Annotated in this window: 21 protein-coding genes and 2 tRNA genes; 12 read left to right on the top strand and 11 right to left on the bottom strand. The window is 62.4% G+C overall.

The window, feature by feature from the left end; all coding sequences use genetic code 11:
• Positions 1-2 precede the first annotated feature (2 nt).
• Positions 3-836, bottom strand: coding sequence for a prolipoprotein diacylglyceryl transferase (gene lgt, locus Thiosp_RS03450; protein WP_201065986.1), 834 nt, complete (start codon positions 834-836; stop codon positions 3-5).
• 352 nt (positions 837-1,188) lie between these two features.
• Here lgt and Thiosp_RS03445 point away from each other — a divergent pair, with 352 nt between their 5' ends.
• The 5 genes from Thiosp_RS03445 (at position 1,189) to Thiosp_RS03425 (ending at position 4,782) form a co-directional block, all read left to right on the top strand.
• A complete protein-coding gene (locus Thiosp_RS03445) occupies positions 1,189-1,713 on the top strand; it encodes a L,D-transpeptidase family protein (protein WP_201065988.1) in 525 nt (174 codons plus the stop codon).
• Positions 1,714-1,869: 156 nt separating this feature from the next.
• Positions 1,870-2,601: a phosphate signaling complex protein PhoU gene (gene phoU, locus Thiosp_RS03440; protein WP_201065991.1), complete on the top strand. Its 732-nt coding sequence runs from the start codon at positions 1,870-1,872 to the stop codon at positions 2,599-2,601.
• Positions 2,598-2,984: a hypothetical protein gene (locus Thiosp_RS03435; protein WP_201065992.1), complete on the top strand. Its 387-nt coding sequence runs from the start codon at positions 2,598-2,600 to the stop codon at positions 2,982-2,984. Before phoU ends, Thiosp_RS03435 begins: the two co-directional genes overlap by 4 nt.
• 11 nt (positions 2,985-2,995) lie before the next feature.
• Positions 2,996-3,811: an exodeoxyribonuclease III gene (gene xthA / locus Thiosp_RS03430; RefSeq protein ID WP_201065993.1), complete on the top strand. Its 816-nt coding sequence runs from the start codon at positions 2,996-2,998 to the stop codon at positions 3,809-3,811.
• The gene (locus Thiosp_RS03425; RefSeq protein WP_201065994.1) at positions 3,793-4,782 is read left to right on the top strand and encodes an NAD-dependent epimerase/dehydratase family protein; all 990 of its coding nucleotides are present in this window, start codon (positions 3,793-3,795) and stop codon (positions 4,780-4,782) included. The genes xthA and Thiosp_RS03425 overlap by 19 nt, the downstream gene beginning before the upstream one ends.
• A gap of 45 nt (positions 4,783-4,827) precedes the next feature.
• Here the strand turns inward: Thiosp_RS03425 and ubiB are convergent, their stop codons facing one another.
• The 6 genes from ubiB to parA form a co-directional block, all read right to left on the bottom strand.
• Positions 4,828-6,489, bottom strand: coding sequence for a ubiquinone biosynthesis regulatory protein kinase UbiB (ubiB, locus tag Thiosp_RS03420; protein ID WP_201065995.1), 1,662 nt, complete (start codon positions 6,487-6,489; stop codon positions 4,828-4,830).
• Positions 6,486-7,184, bottom strand: coding sequence for a ubiquinone biosynthesis accessory factor UbiJ (locus Thiosp_RS03415; protein WP_201065996.1), 699 nt, complete (start codon positions 7,182-7,184; stop codon positions 6,486-6,488). The genes ubiB and Thiosp_RS03415 overlap by 4 nt, the downstream gene beginning before the upstream one ends.
• A complete protein-coding gene (gene ubiE, locus Thiosp_RS03410; RefSeq protein ID WP_201065997.1) occupies positions 7,181-7,930 on the bottom strand; it encodes a bifunctional demethylmenaquinone methyltransferase/2-methoxy-6-polyprenyl-1,4-benzoquinol methylase UbiE in 750 nt (249 codons plus the stop codon). The genes Thiosp_RS03415 and ubiE overlap by 4 nt, the downstream gene beginning before the upstream one ends.
• A gap of 146 nt (positions 7,931-8,076) precedes the next feature.
• On the bottom strand, positions 8,077-8,439 hold the full coding sequence (locus tag Thiosp_RS03405; RefSeq protein ID WP_201065999.1) for a gamma-butyrobetaine hydroxylase-like domain-containing protein: 363 nt from the start codon (positions 8,437-8,439) through the stop codon (positions 8,077-8,079).
• 211 nt (positions 8,440-8,650) lie between these two features.
• Positions 8,651-9,610 (bottom strand): MBL fold metallo-hydrolase, encoded by a 960-nt coding sequence (locus Thiosp_RS03400; RefSeq protein WP_201066150.1) that lies wholly within the window; start codon positions 9,608-9,610, stop codon positions 8,651-8,653.
• A 636-nt stretch (positions 9,611-10,246) separates the two neighbouring features.
• Positions 10,247-10,876, bottom strand: coding sequence for a ParA family partition ATPase (parA, locus tag Thiosp_RS03395; RefSeq protein ID WP_201066000.1), 630 nt, complete (start codon positions 10,874-10,876; stop codon positions 10,247-10,249).
• Positions 10,877-11,002: 126 nt separating this feature from the next.
• Between parA and Thiosp_RS03390 the strand changes: the two genes are divergently transcribed.
• Complete coding sequence (locus tag Thiosp_RS03390) at positions 11,003-12,043, top strand: GMP reductase (protein ID WP_201066001.1); 1,041 nt, start codon at positions 11,003-11,005, stop codon at positions 12,041-12,043.
• A gap of 47 nt (positions 12,044-12,090) precedes the next feature.
• Here Thiosp_RS03390 and Thiosp_RS03385 read toward each other — a convergent pair whose 3' ends face one another.
• Complete coding sequence (locus Thiosp_RS03385; protein WP_201066002.1) at positions 12,091-14,121, bottom strand: UvrD-helicase domain-containing protein; 2,031 nt, start codon at positions 14,119-14,121, stop codon at positions 12,091-12,093.
• Between the two features lie 435 nt (positions 14,122-14,556).
• On the opposite strand from Thiosp_RS03385, the gene Thiosp_RS03380 reads away from it, so the two are divergent.
• The 6 genes from Thiosp_RS03380 (at position 14,557) to Thiosp_RS03360 (ending at position 19,907) form a co-directional block, all read left to right on the top strand.
• The gene (locus Thiosp_RS03380; RefSeq protein ID WP_201066003.1) at positions 14,557-15,267 is read left to right on the top strand and encodes a GntR family transcriptional regulator; all 711 of its coding nucleotides are present in this window, start codon (positions 14,557-14,559) and stop codon (positions 15,265-15,267) included.
• 38 nt (positions 15,268-15,305) lie between these two features.
• Positions 15,306-16,205, top strand: a complete 900-nt coding sequence (gene prpB, locus Thiosp_RS03375; RefSeq protein WP_201066152.1) for a methylisocitrate lyase — start codon at positions 15,306-15,308, stop codon at positions 16,203-16,205.
• A gap of 152 nt (positions 16,206-16,357) precedes the next feature.
• On the top strand, positions 16,358-17,512 hold the full coding sequence (prpC, locus tag Thiosp_RS03370) for a bifunctional 2-methylcitrate synthase/citrate synthase (protein ID WP_201066004.1): 1,155 nt from the start codon (positions 16,358-16,360) through the stop codon (positions 17,510-17,512).
• A gap of 242 nt (positions 17,513-17,754) precedes the next feature.
• Complete coding sequence (locus Thiosp_RS03365; RefSeq protein WP_201066006.1) at positions 17,755-19,203, top strand: bifunctional 2-methylcitrate dehydratase/aconitate hydratase; 1,449 nt, start codon at positions 17,755-17,757, stop codon at positions 19,201-19,203.
• 68 nt (positions 19,204-19,271) lie between these two features.
• Positions 19,272-19,520, top strand: a complete 249-nt coding sequence (locus Thiosp_RS24650; RefSeq protein WP_201066008.1) for a toxin-antitoxin system HicB family antitoxin — start codon at positions 19,272-19,274, stop codon at positions 19,518-19,520.
• Between the two features lie 258 nt (positions 19,521-19,778).
• A complete protein-coding gene (locus tag Thiosp_RS03360; RefSeq protein WP_274607915.1) occupies positions 19,779-19,907 on the top strand; it encodes a hypothetical protein in 129 nt (42 codons plus the stop codon).
• A gap of 157 nt (positions 19,908-20,064) precedes the next feature.
• Here Thiosp_RS03360 and Thiosp_RS03355 read toward each other — a convergent pair.
• The 3 genes from Thiosp_RS03355 to ybgF all read right to left on the bottom strand — a co-directional run bounded on the left by Thiosp_RS03355 (position 20,065) and on the right by ybgF (position 21,357).
• Positions 20,065-20,149: transfer RNA gene (locus tag Thiosp_RS03355), tRNA-Leu, on the bottom strand.
• 137 nt (positions 20,150-20,286) lie between these two features.
• Positions 20,287-20,360 (bottom strand) — tRNA-Cys (locus Thiosp_RS03350).
• A 79-nt stretch (positions 20,361-20,439) separates the two neighbouring features.
• Positions 20,440-21,357 carry a tol-pal system protein YbgF gene (ybgF, locus tag Thiosp_RS03345; RefSeq protein ID WP_201066010.1) on the bottom strand — a complete coding sequence of 306 codons (918 nt, stop codon included), beginning with the start codon at positions 21,355-21,357 and terminating at the stop codon, positions 20,440-20,442.
• Between the last annotated feature and the right edge of the window lie 13 nt (positions 21,358-21,370).

Raw genomic sequence — 21,370 nt, 5'->3', positions numbered from 1 at the left:
GCTCAGGCCGAACGACGCCGGTACGCCCAGAGCAGCAGGAAACCGCCGGCCAGCACCATGGGCAGGCTCAGCACCTGCCCCATGGTCAGCCAGCCGAAGGCCAGATAGCCGATATGGGCGTCCGGGAGCCGCACCCATTCGACGCCGAAGCGAAACACACCATAAAGCAGCAGGAAGACCCCGGAGACTGCCATGGTCGGGCGCGGCTTGCTGGAAAAAATCCACAGCGCCACGAAGAGCACCAGGCCCTCGAGTGCAGCCTCATAGAGTTGCGAGGGATGCAGCGGCAGCGACCAGAGCGCGCCCGCGGGCAACCCCTGGCAATATTCGGGAAACCGCGGGCATGGCAGGCGCATGGCCCAGGGGACATCGGCTAGGTGGCCCCACAACTCGCCATTGATAAAATTGCCGATGCGACCGGCGAGGAGACCCAGAGGTACCAAAGGCGCGAGAAAATCCCCCACTTCGAAAAAACGCAGGCGATATTTTCGCGCAAACAACCACAGCGCAATCAGCACGCCGATCAGCCCACCGTGAAAGGACATCCCGCCCTGCCAGACCTTGAGCAGGTTAAGCGGGTTCTCAAGAATCTGCGCCTGACCGTAAAACAGCATGTAGCCAAGCCGCCCGCCGGCAATGGTGCCGATGACGCCATAGAAGATGAGATCGTCGACCATGTCGGCCGACCAAAGGTTGGAATAGTGGCTGCGCGCCGCGCGCCAGCGCCCGAGCGACCAGGCAAGCGCGAAGCCAACCAGGTACATAAGCCCATACCAGTGGACTTGGAGCGGGCCTAAATCGAGCGCGATAGGATCGATGTTGGGATAGGTCAACATAGAGGCCGGAGTCTAGCACAGACAGGCACGGGCACCGATGCCCCCTTTGTCAGGATAGATGCCATGGCGCCAGGGCTAGCCGCAGGCGTCAAATCCTTGTGATCCGCAAACAGCTGCGCTAGTCTCCGATGCCATCGGCATCAAGCCTGTCGCAGCCAGCCGAGCAGCAGCGCGCCGGACAACGTCAGCGCTGCGACCACAATACCGGCACCAAGATCAACATGCCTCTGACTCACAGCCAATCCGCATGAAACCGTCCGCATCCCATCGTTCCCGTTCAACAACAACCGTCATCACGCTTGCGTGCCTCAGCGCCAAACACGCGCGCCCATCTCCCAGGGTGGCTGCAACCATGTGCCTCGGGCATGCGCGCGTTCTTTTGTTGGGTATGATCCTGGGCCTCATGTGCCTGGGTGGCTGTGCCGTCAAGCCGCCACCCGAGCCCGCGCTCGCCGACCAAGTGGTAGTAAAAAAGCACCAGCGCTTGCTGCAACTGGTCAACAACGGGCGCGTGTTTCGGGAATACCCGATCAACCTTGGCGACTCGCCGCGAGGCCACAAAATCCAGGAAGGTGATGAGCGCACTCCCGAAGGAGACTACATCCTTGACTGGCGCAACCCCAACAGCCAGTTTTACAAGTCCATTCACGTTTCCTATCCCAACCAGGCCGACCGCGAGTTCGCCCGCGCCATCGGCGTGAGACCTGGCGGCATGATCATGATTCACGGGCGCCCCAACTGGCTGCGACCGGGGCCCTTGGTCAGAGATTATGACGAGTTGGACTGGACCGATGGTTGCATTGCGGTACAAAACGCGGCGATGGACGAAATCTGGGAGAAGGTCCGCGATGGCACCCCCATTAGCATCCTGCCTTAGCCGGCTTGACCAGCCGCCTGCCTGCGACACAACATTGTGAATGGGCCGTGCCGGCTCTTGAGACTAAATAACATCACAAGGATGTCAGCCCGACATCGCACCAGACCCGGCACCTGGTATCTTGCCAACACTTCGCTGCCTTGAGTGCACTCGACCATGATTAAATCACAGCGCGGCCGCCATATCATGCGTGCCTATGACCAGGAGCTCGCACGTCTGCGCGACCTTGTCCTGGACATGAAAAGCCGCGTACTCGACCAAAGCCGCGAGGCACTTACCAGTCTGCTGCAACCGGACCTGAACGCCGCGCGCACGGTGCTTGATCGCGAGCCGGAGATCGACAGCCTGACAATGGAAGCCGATGAAGAAATCTTCATCGTGATCGCCAAACGCCAGCCAACCGCGATCGATCTGCGTCTGGTGATGGCGATCTCCAAAGTCGTCAACGACCTCGAGCGCTGCGGCGACCATGCCGCAAGCATGGCGCGCAGTGCCATCCGCCTGCATGATTTGGGTCATCCGCCACCACCGGCGCCATTAGCGCAATCCCTCGAGCAACTCCTGGCAGCCAGCTGCCAGATGCTCGAGCAAGGTGTCACCGCCTTGGCGGAAGCTGAGTTGGCGCCAGCGATTGCGGTATTCGAGCGTGAAAGCGCCTTCTACCAGCAGGCCCGCTCTGCCCGCGAGCAGATTCTTTGCTCTGATTATGCGCAACAGCCGCGCGCCCTGGCCGAACTGCTCGCCATTCCTCATGCGCTCAAGCGGCTCGGCAATCATGGCGCCAATATCGCCGAGCAGGCCGTTTATGTCACCCGTGGCGACGATGTGCGCTACCGTAACCGCGACCTGCTGATCGACTCCCTGCGTCACGCCACCTCACCGCCATGAGCCACCTGCAAATCGACGCGCCCCACGCACAAGCCAATGGCGAGACGGACAGCCATCCGCTCCTGACGGAACTGCTCGACCTGTTGCGGGAGCTCACCGAGGAAAACGACGACTTCCGCTCCCAACAGGACGATGCACAGCGCTGGTACAACCAGGGCTATGCGCGCGGTATGGCAAGAGCGCTGCGCGAGCTTGGTGCGCACGAGCAAGTTGCCGACATCTTCGGCAATCGCGACGATGCCGCAAGCGGTGAGACCGCGACACTGCTACCCTGGGAGAAGGCGCTCGCCCACGGCTATCGCATGGGCTATCAGGAAACTCACGACATCTGGCAACAGTTTCCCGCGCCGGCGACGGCGCACGCAGATGCATCCAACGGTTGAAAGCATTCCCTATGACGGTTATCACCTCATTCAACATCAATGGCATCCGTGCCCGGCCACACCAGCTCGAGGCGATCAAAGAACAGCTCGCCCCCGACATTCTCGGCCTGCAGGAATCCAAGGTCGCCGACGAGCAATTTCCGCGCGACATGGTCGAAGCCCTCGGCTACCAGCCAGCCTATCATGGCCAAAAAGGCCATTATGGCGTCGCCCTACTGAGCAAAAAACCGCCAAAACGGCTCACCAAGGGCTTCCCGGGCGATACCGCCGATGCCCAGCGCCGTGCCATTACCGGCGTTTTCTCCCTCAGCGACGGCAGCGAGCTGACGGTGATCAACGGGTATTTTCCGCAAGGCGAAAGCCGCGACCACCCGGTCAAGTTTCCTTACAAAGAGCGTTTCTACGCCAATCTGCTCGATTATCTGCGGCGCGAATTCACCCCCGATCAGCACATCGTCGTGATGGGCGATATGAATGTCGCGCCCCTAGACAGCGATATCGGTATCGGTGCAGATAACGCCAAGCGCTGGCTGCGCTCGGGTAAATGCAGCTTCCTGCCCGAGGAGCGTGAATGGTTTTCGGCCCTGACGGCCTGGGGCCTGCAGGACAGCTTTCGCGCCCTGCACCCGGAGATCGATGATCGTTTCAGTTGGTTCGACTACCGCTCGCGCGCCTTCGAGCGTGAGCCCAAGCGCGGTCTGCGCATCGACTTGATACTGGTAAGCGCCCCGGTGCGCGAGCGCCTGCGCGCCGCCGGCATCGACTATGGCATCCGCGCCCTCGACAAACCCTCAGATCACTGCCCGGTGTGGATCGAGATCGACTAACCACTGACACCGCCGCCAGTGTACTTGTCACTGGTGCGACCGGATTCGTCGGGAATGCGCTCTGCCCATACCTGAGCGAGCGCGGCTGGACAGTCATCGCCGGACTGCGCACCGCAGGCGTCTTGCCTCCCGGCGCTGTCGCGGACCGCTTACTTGGCGACCTGGCACAAGCTCCCCGATTGGCCGAGGCGCTCGCCGGCATTGACAGCATCGTCCATCTCGCTGGCCGCGCTCATGTCATGCGTGAGCACAGCAACAACCCTGAACGCGCTTTCTTTGCCGCCAATGTGCAGGCAACCGAAAACCTCGCCAACGCAGCGGTGCAAGCCGGTGTCCGTCGGTTGGTCTTCATCAGCAGCATCAAGGTGAACGGCGAGAGCACCGATGGCCGCCCGCCTTTTCGCGCCAGCGACACGCCCTCGCCCGAGGATGCTTATGGTCGCTCCAAACTCGCCGCTGAACAGGCATTGCAACGCATTGCAGGGCGAACCGGACTGCAGGTCGTCATCATCCGCCCGCCACTGTTGCACGGCCCGGGTGTGAAAGGAAATCTGCTGCGTCTGCTGCGCCTGATCGAGCGCGGCATCCCGTTACCGCTAGGCGCGATTGAAAACCAGCGCAGTCTGCTCGCAGTGGAAAATCTGTGCGACCTGATCAATCACTGCCTGCACCACCCGGCAGCGTCTGGCGAGACTCTGCTCGCTGCGGACTCAAGCCCGCTATCCACGCCCGAGTTGATCGACGCCCTCGCCTCGGGCATGAAAAAACCCGCGCGTCTGCTCCCAATCCCCGTCGCCCTCTTAAACGCGCTCGCCACCATCAGCGGCCGGCAGGCGACACTGCAACGGCTTGCCGGCTCCTTGCTAATCGACACCCAACAAAGCTGTCAGCGAATCGCATGGACCCCGCCCATCGAGACCAAAACAGGTCTGCGCCAAACCGCGGCCTGGTATCTCGCGAACAGGCTGTGAGACAACGGCGCTGGGGGACGGGGCTGGAGGAGAAGGAAGGGCGGGTCACCCCGCTGCGCGCCACTGCTTAATCAACAAGGACACGCCAATCAAAAAACCGGCTGCGGCGAGTATTTGCACGACCAAAGGTTGCAGTAATCCACCCGGCCCAAGCACCACCAGCAAGGTTGCGCAGACGATCAGCACGGCACCGCTGATGACACCGACCAAGGTGCGGCGCTCGCGCAGCTCACGCTGCAGGCGCGCCTGCTCCTCGCGCATTGCGCGCGCTTCAAGGTGGTTGCTTTCCATGTTTTCGAGCACCCGATAAGCCAGCATGGGCAGGTCCGGCAAGTGCTCGGCAAAGGGGCCGAAATTGGCCCGGGTACGCCGCAGCAGGGCGCGTGGGCCGAGGCGTTCCTTCATCCAGCGTTCCATGAAGGGCTTGGCGGTGGTCCAGAGGTCAAGCTCGGGGTAGAGCTGGCGACCGAGTCCTTCGATATTCAGCAGCGTCTTCTCCAGCAGCACCAGCTGCGGCTGGATCTCCATGTTGAAACGCCGTGCGGTCTGGAACAGGCGCACCAGAAAATGCCCAAAGGAAATTTCCGCCAGGGGCTTTTCGAAAATCGGCTCGCTGACGGTACGGATGGCGGACTCGAATTCATCAACCCGGGTGCCGCGCGGCACCCAGCCGGACTCCACATGCAGCTCGGCCACCCGGCGGTAGTTGCGCTCGAAAAAGGCGAGCAGATTCTCGGCCAGATAGCGCTGGTCTTCCTCGGTCAGGCTGCCGACGATGCCGAAATCGACCGAAATATAGCGCCCGCTCGACTCGACGAAAATATTGCCTGGATGCATGTCGGCATGGAAGAAATTATCCCGGAACACCTGGGTAAAGAAGATCTCCACCCCACGCTCGCCGAGCAGGCGCATGCTAATACCCTGCGCCTTGAGCTTGGCCACGTCGCCAACCGGGGTACCATAGATGCGCTCCATCACCATCACGGTGGGGCGCGTCCAGTCCCAACAGACATCCGGAATGTAGAGCGCCGAGCTGTTCAGCCAGTTGCGCCGCAATTGCGAGGCATTGGCCGCCTCGCGCTGGAGGTCGAGCTCGCCATAGATGGTTTTTTCGTACTCGGCGACCACTTCGATCGGCCGCAGACGGCGCGCCTCTTTGGAGTAGCGATGCGCGAGGCGCGCGATGCTGTACATGAGCGCAATATCGCGGTCGATGATTCGCTCGATCCCCGGGCGCAGCACCTTAACGATGACATCGCGCCCGTCCTTTAACCGACCGGTATGGACCTGCGCGATCGATGCGGACGCAAGAGGCAGGTCGGAGAAGTCATCGAGCACGGCATCGATGGGGCAGCCCCAGGCCTTCTCGATCAGCCTGCGGGCAACATCGCTGGGAAAAGGCGGTACCCGGTCCTGCAGGCGGGCCAACTCGTCGGCCCAGTCATCTGGCAGCAGATCGCGCCGAGTGGAGAGCAGTTGGCCAAACTTGATAAAGATTGGCCCCAAGTCCTCAAGTGCCTCACGCACCCGGGCCGGATAAGGTTGCAGCGGCTTGCGCTTGCGCCACCAGTGCAGCGGCGAGAGCCACAGCAGAAAGCGCAACGGCCGGAACAGATGCGTGGCAAAGATCAGCTCATCGAGGCCGTGACGCAGCAGAACCAGGTTGATGTGAATCAGCCGCAAGGTCTGGCTGATGGGAACGATCATGCCTCAGGCATCGGCGAGGGGCGCGCGGGAGCGAGCCGGTCGATGCGGGCGGTCAGGCGCGCCACGTCATCGCGCAGGATATCGACGCCGTTGAGGAATTGGCGCAGCTCCATATCGCTTGGCAGCAGGCCGCCCTCCTCCTGCAAAAATTCGCGCACATTCTGCGTCAGAGTATCGCCGCCACGCTCAGCCCACTGCCGTGCGCTCCGCGCCTGCTGGCTGATGCGCCGCGCAATGCCGTCGCCGAACAGCCGAGCGAGTTGTTCTTCCCAGTCGATATCGAGATTACGAAAGACATCCCCGATGCGCTGGGCGACTTGATTATCCCCGGTGATCTCGATCGCGCCCGAAAAAATCTCGTCTTCGCGATGATCCGCCAGCGACAGACGCAGCAGCGCGGCGGGGCTTCCGCGCACGGTGCAATCCGGTTCAGCATCGTAGCTGGCATAAATACCGACGGTATGATGCCCCGGCACCGCGAACACGCGCGTGCCGAAGCCCTCCAGCACAATCAGCAGCACCTGGCCCTGCACGTCGGACAGCCGCTCGGCGCCCTCGGGATCGAGCGCAAGGAAACGGTTGATGCTCTCCTGCAGCGACAGCAGCACCGCATCCGGAATCTGAATGCCCTCAGAGCCGTTTTCAGCCCCCGTCTTGGCTTGGTTATCAGCTGATTGATTGCCAATTGGGCTCATAACTTGCACCCCTTATGGATTGCCACGATGCCGCCGGTCATATTGAAATACTCGCAGCGCTCGAACCCGGCCTGTTCCATCATGTCGCGCAGACTTTCCTGATCCGGATGCATGCGGATGGACTCGGCCAGATATTTGTAGCTGTCCGGGTCCTTCACCACCAGCCGTCCGAGAACCGGCAACACCGAGAAAGAGTAGGCATCGTAGGCATGGCGCAGAGGCGCCTGGGTCGGGTGGGAGAACTCGAGCACCAGGCCACGACCGCCCGGGCGCAGAATGCGCTGCATCTCGGCGAGCGCGTGATCTTTATGGGTGACATTGCGCAGGCCAAACCCGATAGTGACGCAGTCGAAGGAATCGGACGCGAACGGCAGCGCCTCGGCATTGGCCAGGGCATAGTGGATGTTGCCAATCACGCCGGCATCGTCCATGCGCTCGCGCCCGCGCGCCAGCATGGCGGCATTGATGTCAGACATCACCACCTGCCCGCTGGCACCGACAATGCTGGCGAAACGCGCGCTCAAGTCGCCGGTGCCGGCTGCCAGGTCCAGCACGCGCTGATCGCGGCGCACGCCGGCGAGTTCGATCAGCCGCCGCTTCCACAGGCGATGGATGCCAAGCGACATCAGGTCGTTCATCAGATCGTAGCGGTCCGCGACCGAGTCGAAGACGGCGCGCACGCGCTCTTGTTTTTCCCCGACTGGCACCTGCTGATAGCCAAAATGGGTCTGGTCCTGATCTGACATCGGCTCCCGCTCTTGTATGATAAACAACTGGCAATTCTACCCCAGCCAGACGCACCTTGCGCGGGCAAGAGACCGTGGCGACAAAGGTGTGCGACCAAGCTGGGATACTGCCTGTTCGGCAGGCACCTCCCTTGCCCGGACGGGGTTCAGGACGGGCGCACCTTGCGCTTGTGCCCGGCCTTTTCGAGTTCGGCCAGGTAGTCGGCCCAGAGCCCTTCCTGGTTCTTGCCCAGATTGTAGAGATACTCCCAGGAGTAGATGCCGGTGTTGTGCTCGTCATCAAAATGCAGACAAACCGCATAGTTACCGACCGGCTCGATCTTGTCGATGCCGACCTCCTCCTTGCCGAGCTGCAGCACCCGCTGACCAGGCCCGTGGCCCTGTACCTCGGCTGACGGGGAATACACCCGCAAGAACTCAACGGGAAAGGTGAAATGGGCGTCGTCATCAAAGGCAATTTCGAGCACCTTTGAGGCGCGGTGCAAATTGAATTCCGTCGGGGTAGGCATGACAAACAAAACTCCGTGGCGCGATCTGGTGAATTAGCCGTCGAGGCAGGTGCCCGGACAGCCGCTTTCTCCCCCGATAGGTGGGTGAGCTCTGGCTGATCTCAAGCAAGCAAGAGGGTCTGCGCCCTGTCGAGCCACTGACAAAGCCTGAGGGTGAGGAAGCCCGCGGTGGACGAATTCCGCCCTGAGATGCGCAGATTTGCCGGTCTTCTCAGCCGGCCGCCTCGCGCTGCTTGCGCCGGCGCTTCAGCCAGACATCGAGCCCCTGGGCGTTCAGCTCGGTATCCACCGCCAGCAACTCGCGGATGCGCTCGGGCGCCAGGCTCACGCCGTGGGCTTGCGCGGCGGCCAGCAGACTGTCCGCGACAGCGCGCTTGAGCCGCTCCCCTCGTCCATCTTCAGGTTGCTCCTCCTCGCGCAAGGCGACCTCGGCCATCGCGTCGATACTCACCCGAAGTTGACCGACGAGCGCGGCAGGCTCAGCGACACGACCGAAGTGCGTCAGGTAGGCCGACAGCGGCTTGGCCTCGAGCAAGCGGTCCAGACTCTGCTGCCACGCCGAGGGATCGAAAGCGACCGGGGTTGTCGGTGCGTACAGCCAGGGTCCGGCATCGGTGTGGAATTCCGGATAGGCGATACCGAAGGTGTCGCCGGTAAACCAGCCGCGCGTGCGCTCATCGAACAGGCAGCCGTGGTGATTGGCATGCCCTGGCGTGTCGATGAAGCGCAACATCCTCCCGCCAAGGTCGATGCGATGCTCATCCTCGGCCAGCTCAACGCGGGATTCGGGGATGGGGGTCAGAGCCCCAAAATGGCGCTCGAATTCTTCGGCGCCATAGACGGCTGTGGCCCCCGCGATCAGCTTCGAGGGGTCGATCAGATGGGGCGCACCCTTCGGATGCACGATCAGCCGCGCATTGGGGCAGGCCTGCATCAGCGCACCCGCAGCGCCGGCATGGTCGAGATGGACATGGGTCGGGATCACTGCCTCGACATGCGCGGGCGTGAGACCGAGCTCGGCCACGGCGTTAAGCAAGCGCGGCAGGGCGCGCGCCACGCCGGTATCGACGAAAGCCAGGCTGTCGCCTGCGCGAATCAGATAACAGGCAGCAAGCTGCGGCCGGTAAAGCCCGGTGTCGATGCAATAGACGCCGTCGGCGAGAGTTTCCATCATGCGTTCTGATTCCTGTCGATGAAGTAAGACTTTAACTGCCCCGAGACAATCGGGGTTTACTGAACGGATTTATCTTTGAATTTCAGAGTATTTTGGCTTGTTTTGGGCCGAGTGACGGGCGCGGGGGACGCCGTGAATACATCCCCAATTTCAAATAGGCTGCTTCCCGGCGGCGTCCTGCCGCCGAGACCCCCGCGCCCGTCACCCAGCCCAAAACCGGAAGCTCATTTGGAATATCCAGACATCAATCCGGCCAAACCCGGCGTGAAAGGCTATAACCTGCTATTCCCTTAGATGCTGACTCTGGGGCACGCTGGCCGCTGGCTGTTTGTCTTGCAGCCGGTTTTTTGGTCACTGAACTGGTTGCCGTCGATCTGCCAGCGGAAGCTTTGCTCGTGCTTGGCTTGCTCGCTGCGGGGGTCTGCCCCGACGGCTTCGCTGCGGCGGCCGTAGCAGCACTTTTCGGCGCTGATGAGGTTGGCGCTGATGAGGTCGGCGCTGATGAGGAACTTGGCTTAGATCCACTCCCGGCAACTGCGGGTGCATCGGTTGGTTGCTCGGCATCGCCTTCGGCGCCTGTCTTGGCCTTGCGAATGGAGTCGATCAACTGGCGTTCGGTTTTGCTCGCGGCTGTCATGGGCGGAATATCTCCTCGATCAGTTGGTCAATCTCGGCCACGGCTTCGGCGCCACGGCGTCCGCTTTGGAAAATCGTCCGGCCCTCGAGCGCGCAATGGCGGTGGATGGAACGGCGCCGCAGCATGGCTTGCGCGACCGGAAGGTCGAGTTCGGCGACGGCCTCGGGCATCAGGCGCGACAAGGTGGTGCGCGGCTCGATCTGGCTCATCACGATGAAGCCTCTCAGGCGCGGGTTCTCGGCACGCAGTTCGGCAATCACCCGCGCGATCGGCGCGGTTGCCCACAGGTCCATCGGCGAGGGCTGCACCGGCACCAACGCAATATCGGCCAGGCGCAGCACCCGCCCGCTCTGCTCGGACTTGATCGACGGCGGGCAGTCGATAACCAGATGCTGGTGGCTCTCGCTGAGCGCTTTAACTGTCGACTCGAAGCCATGCGCCACGGCCACCACCGGCGGCAGGCCGGGTCGATCCTCGCCCACCAGCCGCCATTGATAGGCGGACTGCTGCGGATCGGCATCGATCAGCATCACACTTTCATCGCGCAGCAGGCCGGCGGCCAGGCTCATCGCCAGGGTCGTCTTGCCGGTACCGCCTTTGTTACTGACCACGGCAATGATGGCCACGCTTGCTACCTCCGCTATTGCTGTCGCCAGGCCAGCCGCTATTCTATATCGAATGCACATGTCACCGATCGCGAATGAATGCTCGGCTCCGTCCGGACATTGCATCGCGGCTACAGGAGCCCGCCCATGCGAATCGAAGCCGACCTGAAGCTCGGATTCAAAGATGTGATGATCCGGCCCAAGCGCTCGACGCTGCGCTCGCGCTCGCAGGTATCGCTGGAGCGCAGCTACAAGTTTCTCCACAGCGGCAGGACCTGGACCGGCGTGCCCATCATGGCCGCCAACATGGATACCATCGGCACCTTCGAGATGGCGGAGGTGCTATCCAAGCAAGGCCTGCTCACCGCCATCCACAAGCATTACAGCCCGGATGCCTGGGATGATTTTCTCGCCGCCCACCCTGGCATCCAGGACTATTTAGCCGTCAGCACGGGCACGGCCGAACGCGATCTCGACACCATCAAAGCCGTGCTGGAACGTCATCAACAGCTTTATTTTATCTGCATCGATGTGGCCAACGGCTACAGCCAGCACTTCGTCGAGTTTGTGCGAAAAACCCGGGAACACTTTCCAAAGCACGTCATCATCGCCGGCAATGTGGTCACCGGCGAAATGGTCGAAGAACTCCTGCTGTCCGGTGCCGACCTGGTCAAAGTCGGCATCGGACCCGGGTCGGTCTGCACCACCCGCATCAAGACCGGCGTCGGCTATCCCCAACTCTCGGCCATCATCGAGTGCGCCGATGCAGCGCATGGGCTTGGCGGGCAAATCATCTCCGATGGCGGCTGCGCCGTGCCTGGCGATATCGCCAAGGCCTTTGGCGGCGGCGCCGATTTTGTCATGCTCGGTGGCATGCTGGCTGGCCACGACGAATCCGGTGGCGAGAAGATCAACCGCGACGGCAAGAGCTTCAAGATCTTCTACGGAATGAGCTCGGACACCGCAATGAACAAGCACGCAGGCGGCATTGCCGAATACCGCGCCTCTGAGGGCAAAACGGTCGAGGTGCCCTACCGCGGCCCCGTGCTCAACACCGTCCAAGACATCCTCGGCGGCCTACGCTCGGCATGCACCTATGTCGGTGCCCAAAGCCTTAAGGAACTCAGCAAGCGCACCACCTTTATTCGCGTCCAGGAGCAGCACAACGCGGTGTTTACAAATGATTAACACTCAGAATTCAAGACGTCACACATCCGGTTTCGGGCCGGGTGACGTCAATCGCCCCCCAGCATGGCCTTGAGCGCATCCAGGTGCGCCTTGCCGCGGCTGCGGCTCTCTTCGGCGGCAGCGGGGTCGTTATCGCGGCGCACTTCGCCTTCGGGTAGCTCGGCGAGAAAGCGGCTCGGCTCACAGGTGACGGTCTCGCCATAGCGGCGGCGCTGGCGGGCGAGCGTGAGGCACAGACTGCGGCGGGCGCGGGTGATGCCGACATAGCACAGACGGCGTTCTTCCTCGATGCCAGAAGCGCTGCCCTCGTCGGCCTCGATACTGGCACGATGCGGCAGCAGATCTTCTTCCATGCCAACCAGAAACACCCGCTCAAACTCCAGCCCCTTGGCCGCATGCAGGGTCATCAGATGCACCCGATCGCCGCCGCTGTCTTCGTCCTGGCGCTCGAGCACATCGAGCAGAGCCAGGCGGGCGGTGAGATCATCAAGGCCGGCGCCGCGCAGGTTGCCGTCGGAGCGCTCGCCTTTGTGCAAGGCGTCCAGCCAGGCGACCAGGTCCTCGACATGCTGCAGGCGCCGCTCGGCCGCCGCGCGCGAGGCTGACTGCTGATAGAGCCAGCCGTCATAGTCGCAGTCTTTCAGCACGGCACGCACCGCCGCGATGGGCTCGCTGCGCGAGCGCCCACGCAGTTCCTCGAGCCAATGATTGAAGGCGCGCAACTCGGCCCGCTGCGGCTCCTTGACCGGGCCGCCCAGTCCAGCGGCCGAACAAGCGCGCAGCAGGCTTGTGCGTTGCTCGCCAGCAAAGCCGCCGAGCGCCTCCAGCGTGGTGGCGCCGATACCGCGCCCAGGCCGGTTGACGACACGCAGAAAGGCGGCATCGTCATCCGGATTGGAGAGCAGGCGCAGGTAGGCCATCACGTCCTTGACCTCCGAGCGGGCGAAAAAGGACTGACCGCCGCTGAGGAAATAGGCAATGCGATGGGTACGCAATGCCTGCTCGAACACCCGCGCCTGATGATTGCCGCGGTAGAGAATGGCATAGTCACCAAAATTGTGCTGCTCGGCAAAATGCCCGTGCAGAATCTCGGCCACCACCCGCTCGGCCTCGTGCGTTTCGTCGCGACAACTGAGCAGACGCACCGGCTCGCCAGGGCCGAGCGCACTCCATAGGCGCTTCTCGAAAAGGTGCGGATTGTGTGAAATCAGACCATTAGCAAGCTTGAGAATCCGCCCGCTGGAGCGATAGTTCTGCTCCAGCGTGATGACTTTCAGCGCCGGATAATCCTCACGCAGCCGCCCAAGATTTTGCGGCCGCGCGCCGCGCCAGGCGTAGATGGACTGATCATCATCGCCGACCATGGTGAAGGCACCGCGCTCCCCGACCAGCAAGCGGATCAGCTCATATTGGGCACTGTTGGTATCCTGATACTCATCGACCAGCAAGTGACCAACGCGCGCCTGCGAATGCTCGCGCACCGCCGGTTGCTCGCGCAGCAACACGACCGGGCGCAGGATGAGATCATCGAAGTCGACCGCGTTATAGGCGCGCAGGCTGCGCTCATAGTCGCGATAGAGCGCGGCCAGGGCAGCCTCGAAGTCATCCTCGGCGGCGTTCGCGGCCGCTGCGGGCGGGATGAGATCATTCTTCCATTGCGAGATGCGACCCAAAGCCGCCGCCGGGGCAATCTCCGCCATCCCGGCATCTGCCAGGCGATCCTTCAGCAGTGCCTCGCCGTCCTGGGGGTCAAACAGCGAAAAACCGGGGCGTAGCCCGGCGTGCTTGAGTTCGCGGCGCAGCAGGTTGAGCCCGAAGGTGTGAAAAGTCGAGACTGTCAACCCGCGCGCGGCACGTCCCTGCACCAATTCGCCCACGCGGGATTTCATCTCCCGCGCGGCCTTATTGGTGAAAGTCAGTGCCACGATGGCACGCGCCGACAGCCCCCGTTTGGCAATCAGAAAGGCCACCTTGCGGGTAATGACGCGCGTCTTGCCCGAGCCGGCACCGGCGATCACCAGCAGCGGGCCATGGGTATGAGTAACGGCCTCGGCCTGCGCCGGGTTCAGGTCCTGCATTCAGACGCTACGTGACGCAAGCCGATGAAGTCTTCACAAGAATGCAACGCGCGCAAGTGTCTTGATGCCGATGGTTCTAACAATCCGAGATCCCGAGCAATGCAATTCATCATCATGCCAGAGGCATCCCACACCATCAGCGCCATCGCTGCACAATCCCGTTTGCAAAAGACCCGCCAGACTGACTGCAGCAGACTAGTCCCCGTCATTTCCTTCACTATACTCCATGTTGCCCTTGCGGCCGCCCGCCCCAAGCAGCCCTCACCGTCAGCCCGCCCGCGAACAAACATCCATGCGCTCATTTTAGGTTAAAGAGAACTTCGCGAGCTTCGCTGCCGATTTACTGCACCCAGCATTGTTGACAATCCCGGCTTGACTCCTCCGTTTTTTGAGGGTTATGCTTTCTCGAATGAAATATTGTCGACAATCTAGCCGATGCTGACTGCCGTCGCTTCATCGTCCGCCGACAGCGCCACCCGCGCTGATCGAGTATTCGCGCAGATTCGCCGTGCGATCGTCGAGGGGGAGATCGCACCCGACAGCAAGCTGAGCGAGCCGGTCCTGGCAGAGCGCTTCGCCATCAGCCGCGGGCCGTTGCGCGAGGCGATGCGCCGGCTGGAGGCGACCCACCTGGTGGAGCGCCGGGCCAATGTCGGCGCGCGGGTGGTGTCGCTTGGGGTGGAGCAGCTAGTTGAGCTCTATCAGGTGCGCGAATCGCTCGAGGGTCTGGCCGCGCGTCTGGCGGCAGAAGCGATGACGGATGCGGAGGTGGCCGAGCTGCAAAACTTGCTGGAGGCCCACCGCGCTAGCGTCGAGCGCGACCACTGGCAGGCGTATTTTCAGACCGAGGGCGACTGGGATTTTCACTATCGCATCGTGCATGGCAGCGGCAACCGGCGCCTGATTGCGATTCTGTGCGATGATCTTTATCACCTCGCGCGGATGTACCGCTGCCAGTTCGGCATGAAGAGCGAGCGCGCCACCGGAGCCCTGAAGGAGCACGGCTTGATCGTCGATGCCATCGGCGAGCGCGATGGCGAGCTGGCCGAATGGCTGATGCGCCGACACATCCGCGCCTCGCGCCGTCATGCCGAGCAGCGCATGACGGGCCACCCCGCCCAACCAACCATGAGGCCCGTTGCATGAGCCAATCCACCTCGGCCACCAGCCAGAACACGCCCGATATGACACCCAGGATGACACCGGGCGCCCGCCTGCGGGCCGCCGTGAACGAAGAACAACCGCTGCAGGTTGTCGGCGCCGTGAATGCGTATCACGCCATCATGGCCGAGCATCTCGGCTTCCGCGCGCTTTACCTCTCCGGCGGCGGCGTGGCGGCAGCCTCCTACGGGCTACCTGATCTCGGCATCACCAGTCTGGACAATGTCCTGGAAGACACCCGCCGCATCACCTATGCGAGCGAAAAACCGCTGCTGGTGGATGCCGATACCGGCTTTGGCGGCGCACTCAACATTCAGCGCACCATCCGCGAGCTGATCCGTGCCGGCGCCGCCGGTTGTCACATTGAGGATCAGGTCGCCGCCAAGCGCTGCGGCCACCGCCCCGGCAAGGCCATTGTGCCCTTAGGCGAGATGGTTGACCGCATCAAGGCGGCGGTGGACGCGCGCGATCAAGATTTCGTCATCATGGCGCGCACCGATGCACTGGCGGTTGAAGGGCTGGACTCTGCCGTCGAGCGCGCCCAGGCCTGCGCCGAGGCCGGTGCTGACATACTCTTTCCGGAAGCCGTCACCGATATCGACCATTATCAGCGGTTTGCCGATGCAAGCGGAATTCCAGTGCTCGCAAACATTACCGAGTTCGGCTCCACCCCGCTTTTCACCACCTCTGAGCTGGCCATTGCCGGCGTGTCGCTAGCGCTCTATCCGCTCTCGGCCTTCCGTGCGATGAATCAGGCCGCGCTCAAGGTCTATCACGCCATTCGCCAGCAGGGCAGCCAAGCAGGCGTCGTGGAGCTGATGCAGACACGCATGGAGCTGTATGAATTCCTCGGCTATCACGACGCCGAGCAGCATCTTGACCGACTGTTCGCTGATCAGGCGAATAGCGAGAAAAACCTCTAATCGTCCAGCCTGAACGATAGAGTGATCACCGGCCCAATCCTGACAGATCGCGCCGGTGACAGATCGATACGAAAGCGGATCAAGCCCGCAACGTATCAAAAAACCATTAACAAAACCCAGGCTTCCCTCACTCACCACTGGAGCGGCCGACCATGACTGACAGCCACGCGACCACCACACCTAAACCAAAGAAATCCGTCGCCCTGTCCGGCACCGTCGCCGGCAACACCGCCATCTGCACCGTCGGGCGCACGGGCAACGACCTGCACTACCGCGGCTTCGACATCCTCGACTTTGCCGACAAGGCCGAGTTCGAGGAAATTGCCCATCTGCTAATTCACGGCCGCCTGCCGACCGCAGCCGAATTGTCGGCCTACAAGCGCAAACTGAAAAGCCTGCGCGGACTGCCGGCGGCGCTCAAGACCGCGCTCGAGCACCTGCCGCCATCCGCGCACCCGATGGACGTGCTGCGCACCGGCTGCTCCATCCTCGGCACGCTTGAGCCGGAGAAGGACAGCATGCCGGCCGCTGCCACGCGCGACATCGGCGATCGGCTGCTGGCCAGCTTTGGTTCCATGCTGCTTTACTGGTACCACTTCGCGCACAATGGCAAGCGCATTGAGGTCGAAACCGACGATGATTCCATCGGCGGCCACCTGCTGCATCTGCTCCACGGCGAGCGTCCCTCGCCAACCTGGGTCAGCTCCATGCACTGCTCGCTGATTCTCTATGCCGAGCATGAGCTCAACGCGTCCACCTTCGCCGCGCGCGTCATCGCCGGCACCAATGCCGATGTCTACTCCGCCATCAGCGGCGCCATTGGCGCGCTGCGCGGCCCCAAGCACGGCGGCGCCAATGAGGCCGCCTGCGAGATCCAGAGCCGCTATGTCAGCGCCGATGAGGCCGAAGCGGACATCCTTGAGCGCATCGGGCGCAAGGAGATCATCATCGGCTTCGGCCATCCGGTCTACACCACCGGCGACCCGCGCAATCAGATCATCAAGGCCGTCGCCCGGCGCTTGAGCGAGGACAACGGCGCCATGCGCATGTTCGAGGTCGCCGAGCGGCTGGAGTCGGTCATGTGGGACGCGAAAAAGATGTTCCCCAATCTCGACTGGTTCTCGGCCGTCTCCTACCACCAGATGGGCGTGCCCACGGCGCTGTTCACGCCGATTTTCGTCATCTCCCGCACCACCGGCTGGATCGCCCATGTGATCGAGCAACGCGAGGATGCCAAGATCATTCGCCCGAGTGCCAATTACGTCGGCCCGGAGAATCGCTCCTGGGTGCCGATGGATCAGCGCTAAACGTAAACCGCTAGCGGCGAAATCCATCACCGCCATCCGCCCTCGCGCCTGGATCACTAGAACGATCACAGAGGTGCTTTGGGTTTTGGGCCGGGTAACGGGCGCGGGGGTCTCGGCGGCAGGACGCCGCCGGGAAGCCTACAGGGAGGTATTCACGGCGTCCCCCGCGACCGTTACTCGGCCCAAAACGAGCCAAGAGCCTATGCTGCTCCAAACAACAACACACGACTAACCACTTCCCTATGAGCTCTCACACCGCCGACACCAACCTGCGCCCTGATCCCGACCCGGAGCTGGTCGCCATCGCTGACTACCTCTGTGACACCACTATTAACTCCGTCGAGGCCCAGACCACCGCGCGCCATTGCCTGATGGACTCGCTCGGCTGCGCCATGCTGGCGCTGCAATACCCCGAGTGCACCAAGCACCTCGGCCCCTTCGTGCCCGGCACCCTGGTGCCAAATGGCTCGCGAGTACCCGGCACACCTCATTGCCTCGACCCGATCAAGGCCGCCTTCGACATCGGCGCCATGGTGCGCTGGCTCGATTTCAACGACACCTGGCTGGCAGCCGAGTGGGGCCATCCGTCTGATAATCTCGGCGCTATCCTCGCCCTGGCGGATTTCCTGTCACGCCAAGCCCTAGCGCGCGGTGAAGCACTGCTGACGGTCGCCGACATCCTCGATGCCATGATCCGAGCGCATGAAATCCAGGGCGTGCTGGCGCTGGAGAACAGCTTCAACCGCGTCGGACTCGATCACGTCCTGCTGGTCAAGGTCGCCTCCGCCGGCGTGGCCGCGCGCATGCTGGGCCTCGACAAGGACCAGATCATCGATGTGCTGAGCCACGCGTGGATCGACGGCCAGTCCCTGCGCACCTACCGCCACGCGCCCAACACCGGCTCGCGCAAATCCTGGGCCGCTGGCGATGCCAGTTCGCGCGGTCTGCGCCTGGCCATGATGGTCGCCAAGGGCGAGATGGGGCTGCCCTCGGCACTCACCGCCAAAGGCTGGGGTTTCCAGGACGTGCTGTTCAAAGGGGAGCCACTGAGCCGCTCGCGTGACTATGGCAGCTATGTGATGGAACATGTGCTCTTCAAGCTAAGCTTCCCGGCCGAATTCCATGCCCAAACAGCCGTGGAATGCGCCATGGAACTGCACAGCCAGGTGCGCGATCGCATTGATCAGATCGAACGCATCGAGCTGACCACGCAGGAAAGCGCCATTCGCATCATCAGCAAGGACGGCCCACTGCATAATCCGGCCGACCGCGACCACTGTTTGCAATACATGGTGGCAGTGCCGCTGCTGTTCGGCCGCCTGACGGCCGAAGACTACGAAGACGCCGTGGCGCTCGACCCGCGCATCGATGAGCTTCGCGGAAAAATGCAGGTGCGCGAAGATCCGCGCTACACCGCCGAATATCTCGACGCGGACAAGCGCTCCATCGCCAACGCGGTGCAGGTCTTCTTCAGCGACGGCAGCTCAACCGAGAAGGTGGAGGTGGAATACCCCATCGGCCATCGCCGCCGCCGCGCCGAAGGGATTCCGGTGCTCGAGAAGAAATTCTCAGCCGCCCTGCGCACCCGCTTTCCGCGCCGGCAAGCCGAGCGCATCGCAGCGCTGTGCCAGGATGAGGCGGCATTGCTCGCAACGCCAGTGCCAGCATTCGTCGACCTGCTTCTGATCTAAGTGTCGAAAGGTCGCCTGATTGCGCTGACAGCCTTCGCCATGATTCCGCTAGCGGCGAATTCCTGGCTATGTCGGGCGGCCTTGCGGGATACCGGGACCGATCCCGCCAGCTTCACCAGCCTGCGCTTGACCTCTGGCGCGCTGATGCTCTGGGGGCTTTTGTGGGTTACCGGTCGGCGCAGAAACCCTATTCGGGAAAATTGCTGCTACGGGTCGATCCCGATGTCCATGCGGCGGTAGCGGTCGCTGCTGAGGTGGCGGGCACGAGCATCAATCAGTGGGCGGCGCAGGTTTTGTCGGAAGCCGCGCACGGATAACAGCCGATCTTGCGCGCGACGGTCAGCCCCTTTTGTGAAACGCCCTTACCGTTCGAGACTTGACACCTAAACTCATTGTATTTTCAACGATTTCGAGGTGGCTTGAGATGAGTATCACCTATGAGCAGGTGCTGGAATTGTTTCGGGATATAGACCGCTAGCTTCAGGAGACCGAAGCACACGTTTGAAGGGAAAATTGCCCGATGGAGGCAAGCACTGCGCGACTGCATCGCCTGTTATGCGGGACAGACGGTGACCATGCCGGGGGCTTTATCGGGGCCGATCGCCACGGCGGCAATTCTCGCGCTGGGCACATCCTTTCTCATCAGCATGAGCATCATCCCGGCACTGGCCAGCCTGTCCGGGCACTTAAGCGCAGCCGGCTAAGGATCGCGCTGGCGGCTTCCTGCTCGCATCGCGGGCTTGGTCGGCGCTGGACCAGTATAGACCGGTTTTTTAGGGTTGTGGGCTCAGATTGGGCTCAGATAGCGCGAGCGCCCAGAGCCTCTTCCGGCCGGTATCGCCTAAGCGATTGATTCTGAAGTGGTGCCCGGGGCGGGACTCGAACCCGCACAGCAAAAGCCGAGGGATTTTAAGTCCCTTGCGTCTACCAATTCCGCCACCCGGGCAGGAGTGGGGTGGGGCGAGTCTGCTGGAGTAGCAGCGGTGGGATTGCGGCTGGCTGCGGGCAGGCCGTTTTGTGCGTTTTGCCACGATGGCGAGTCCGCGCTTGCGGCCCTTTGCAGCTTAGCGTTGGGAGCGATGATGGAGGCTGAGCCCGGAATCGAACCGAGGTACACGGCTTTGCAGGCCGCTGCATAACCACTCTGCCACTCAGCCGGAATCGGGTATTTTAACCTTGCGCTTGCGGGTTGTCATCGTCTAATTGCGATGAGCACCCATGCAGCGGTTCCTCGTCTCAGCGTCCGCTCACTCCGGGCGCGCCAAGCTGGGTTATCTCTGACAGGCGTTTGGCGGCGAGGCGGCCTTCGGCGGTATCTGGGAATCGACGCACAACGGCTTGCAGCATGATGCGCGCCTGCTCGATGTTTCCCAGGTCCGAGTCGAGATAGCCGAGTTTCAGCATCGCACCTGGCACCTTGGGACTGGAGGGGTAGTCCTGAATCAGCTGTTCGAAAGACGCGCGCGCTTCGGGATAATCCTTGTCCTGGTAGCTGATCTCGCCCAGCCAATAGAGACTGTTGTCGGCAAAATCACCGCGCGGATACTGTGTCAACAGTCCCTCGAAGGCCACGCGGGCCGCCTCGTAGTTGCGTTCCTTGAGATGCTCAAAGGCTTGGCGATACGCGTCGCGCTCGCCGGCATTCTGGGTTTCCGGCGCGGGGAGCGCCGGCAGCACGGTGTCCTCGGGTGTCAATTGCAGTTGCGTGCCGGCGCCTGGAGTTGCCCCCAGCCCGAGCTGGTTCATCGGGTCCGATAATCCAGTCGGCCCATCCGACAGGGACGGCCGGGCTGGCAAACCGGGTGCCGGTGGCAGGCCTGAGGGAGAGGGTGACAGCCGCTGCCCGGGTACTGCGCGCTCCAGGAGAGCGTTATTGCTGTCGGGGATTTGGCCCGACCCGGGACCTTGCAGCTGCTCTTTTCCGCGCTCTTGCTGGCGGAGCAGAAACTGCTGCTTTTCGACCATGCCGCGCAGGTCCTGGACTTCCTTCTGGAGCTGCTGAATCTGTAGCAGCAGATCAGACTGTCGCTGGTCGCTGACCATGCGCTCAAGCTTGGCAACCCGCGCCTCAAGCTGCGGGTCGGCGCTGACTCCGCTGCTAACCAGCGCGCACAGGGCGAAGATGCCCAATCGTCCCAAGGCGTGAAGGCTCATGATCCTGCTCCCT

Origin of the sequence: Thiorhodovibrio litoralis (assembly GCF_033954455.1) — a bacterium.
GTDB classification, from domain to species: domain Bacteria; phylum Pseudomonadota; class Gammaproteobacteria; order Chromatiales; family Chromatiaceae; genus Thiorhodovibrio; species Thiorhodovibrio litoralis.
The sequence above is the reverse complement of the archived record's forward strand: the minus strand, read 5'-3'. Positions and strand labels throughout refer to the sequence as shown.

Bases quoted from the DNA above. Each gene is read 5' to 3' on its own strand.
- Thiosp_RS24650 (WP_201066008.1), top strand. From the start codon at position 19,272: ATGTCGGGCGGCCTTGCGGGATACCGGGACCGATCCCGCCAGCTTCAC.
- ubiB (WP_201065995.1), bottom strand. From the start codon at position 6,489: ATGATCGTTCCCATCAGCCAGACCTTGCGGCTGATTCACATCAACCTG.
- ybgF (WP_201066010.1), bottom strand. From the start codon at position 21,357: ATGAGCCTTCACGCCTTGGGACGATTGGGCATCTTCGCCCTGTGCGCG.
- xthA (WP_201065993.1), top strand. From the start codon at position 2,996: ATGACGGTTATCACCTCATTCAACATCAATGGCATCCGTGCCCGGCCA.
- prpB (WP_201066152.1), top strand. From the start codon at position 15,306: ATGACACCCAGGATGACACCGGGCGCCCGCCTGCGGGCCGCCGTGAAC.
- Thiosp_RS03400 (WP_201066150.1), bottom strand. From the start codon at position 9,610: ATGGAAACTCTCGCCGACGGCGTCTATTGCATCGACACCGGGCTTTAC.
- Thiosp_RS03380 (WP_201066003.1), top strand. From the start codon at position 14,557: ATGCTGACTGCCGTCGCTTCATCGTCCGCCGACAGCGCCACCCGCGCT.
- Thiosp_RS03435 (WP_201065992.1), top strand. From the start codon at position 2,598: ATGAGCCACCTGCAAATCGACGCGCCCCACGCACAAGCCAATGGCGAG.
- ubiE (WP_201065997.1), bottom strand. From the start codon at position 7,930: ATGTCAGATCAGGACCAGACCCATTTTGGCTATCAGCAGGTGCCAGTC.
- phoU (WP_201065991.1), top strand. From the start codon at position 1,870: ATGATTAAATCACAGCGCGGCCGCCATATCATGCGTGCCTATGACCAG.
- Thiosp_RS03390 (WP_201066001.1), top strand. From the start codon at position 11,003: ATGCGAATCGAAGCCGACCTGAAGCTCGGATTCAAAGATGTGATGATC.
- Thiosp_RS03405 (WP_201065999.1), bottom strand. From the start codon at position 8,439: ATGCCTACCCCGACGGAATTCAATTTGCACCGCGCCTCAAAGGTGCTC.
- lgt (WP_201065986.1), bottom strand. From the start codon at position 836: ATGTTGACCTATCCCAACATCGATCCTATCGCGCTCGATTTAGGCCCG.
- Thiosp_RS03360 (WP_274607915.1), top strand. From the start codon at position 19,779: ATGCCGGGGGCTTTATCGGGGCCGATCGCCACGGCGGCAATTCTCGCG.
- Thiosp_RS03445 (WP_201065988.1), top strand. From the start codon at position 1,189: ATGTGCCTCGGGCATGCGCGCGTTCTTTTGTTGGGTATGATCCTGGGC.
- Thiosp_RS03385 (WP_201066002.1), bottom strand. From the start codon at position 14,121: ATGCAGGACCTGAACCCGGCGCAGGCCGAGGCCGTTACTCATACCCAT.
- Thiosp_RS03415 (WP_201065996.1), bottom strand. From the start codon at position 7,184: ATGAGCCCAATTGGCAATCAATCAGCTGATAACCAAGCCAAGACGGGG.
- prpC (WP_201066004.1), top strand. From the start codon at position 16,358: ATGACTGACAGCCACGCGACCACCACACCTAAACCAAAGAAATCCGTC.
- Thiosp_RS03365 (WP_201066006.1), top strand. From the start codon at position 17,755: ATGAGCTCTCACACCGCCGACACCAACCTGCGCCCTGATCCCGACCCG.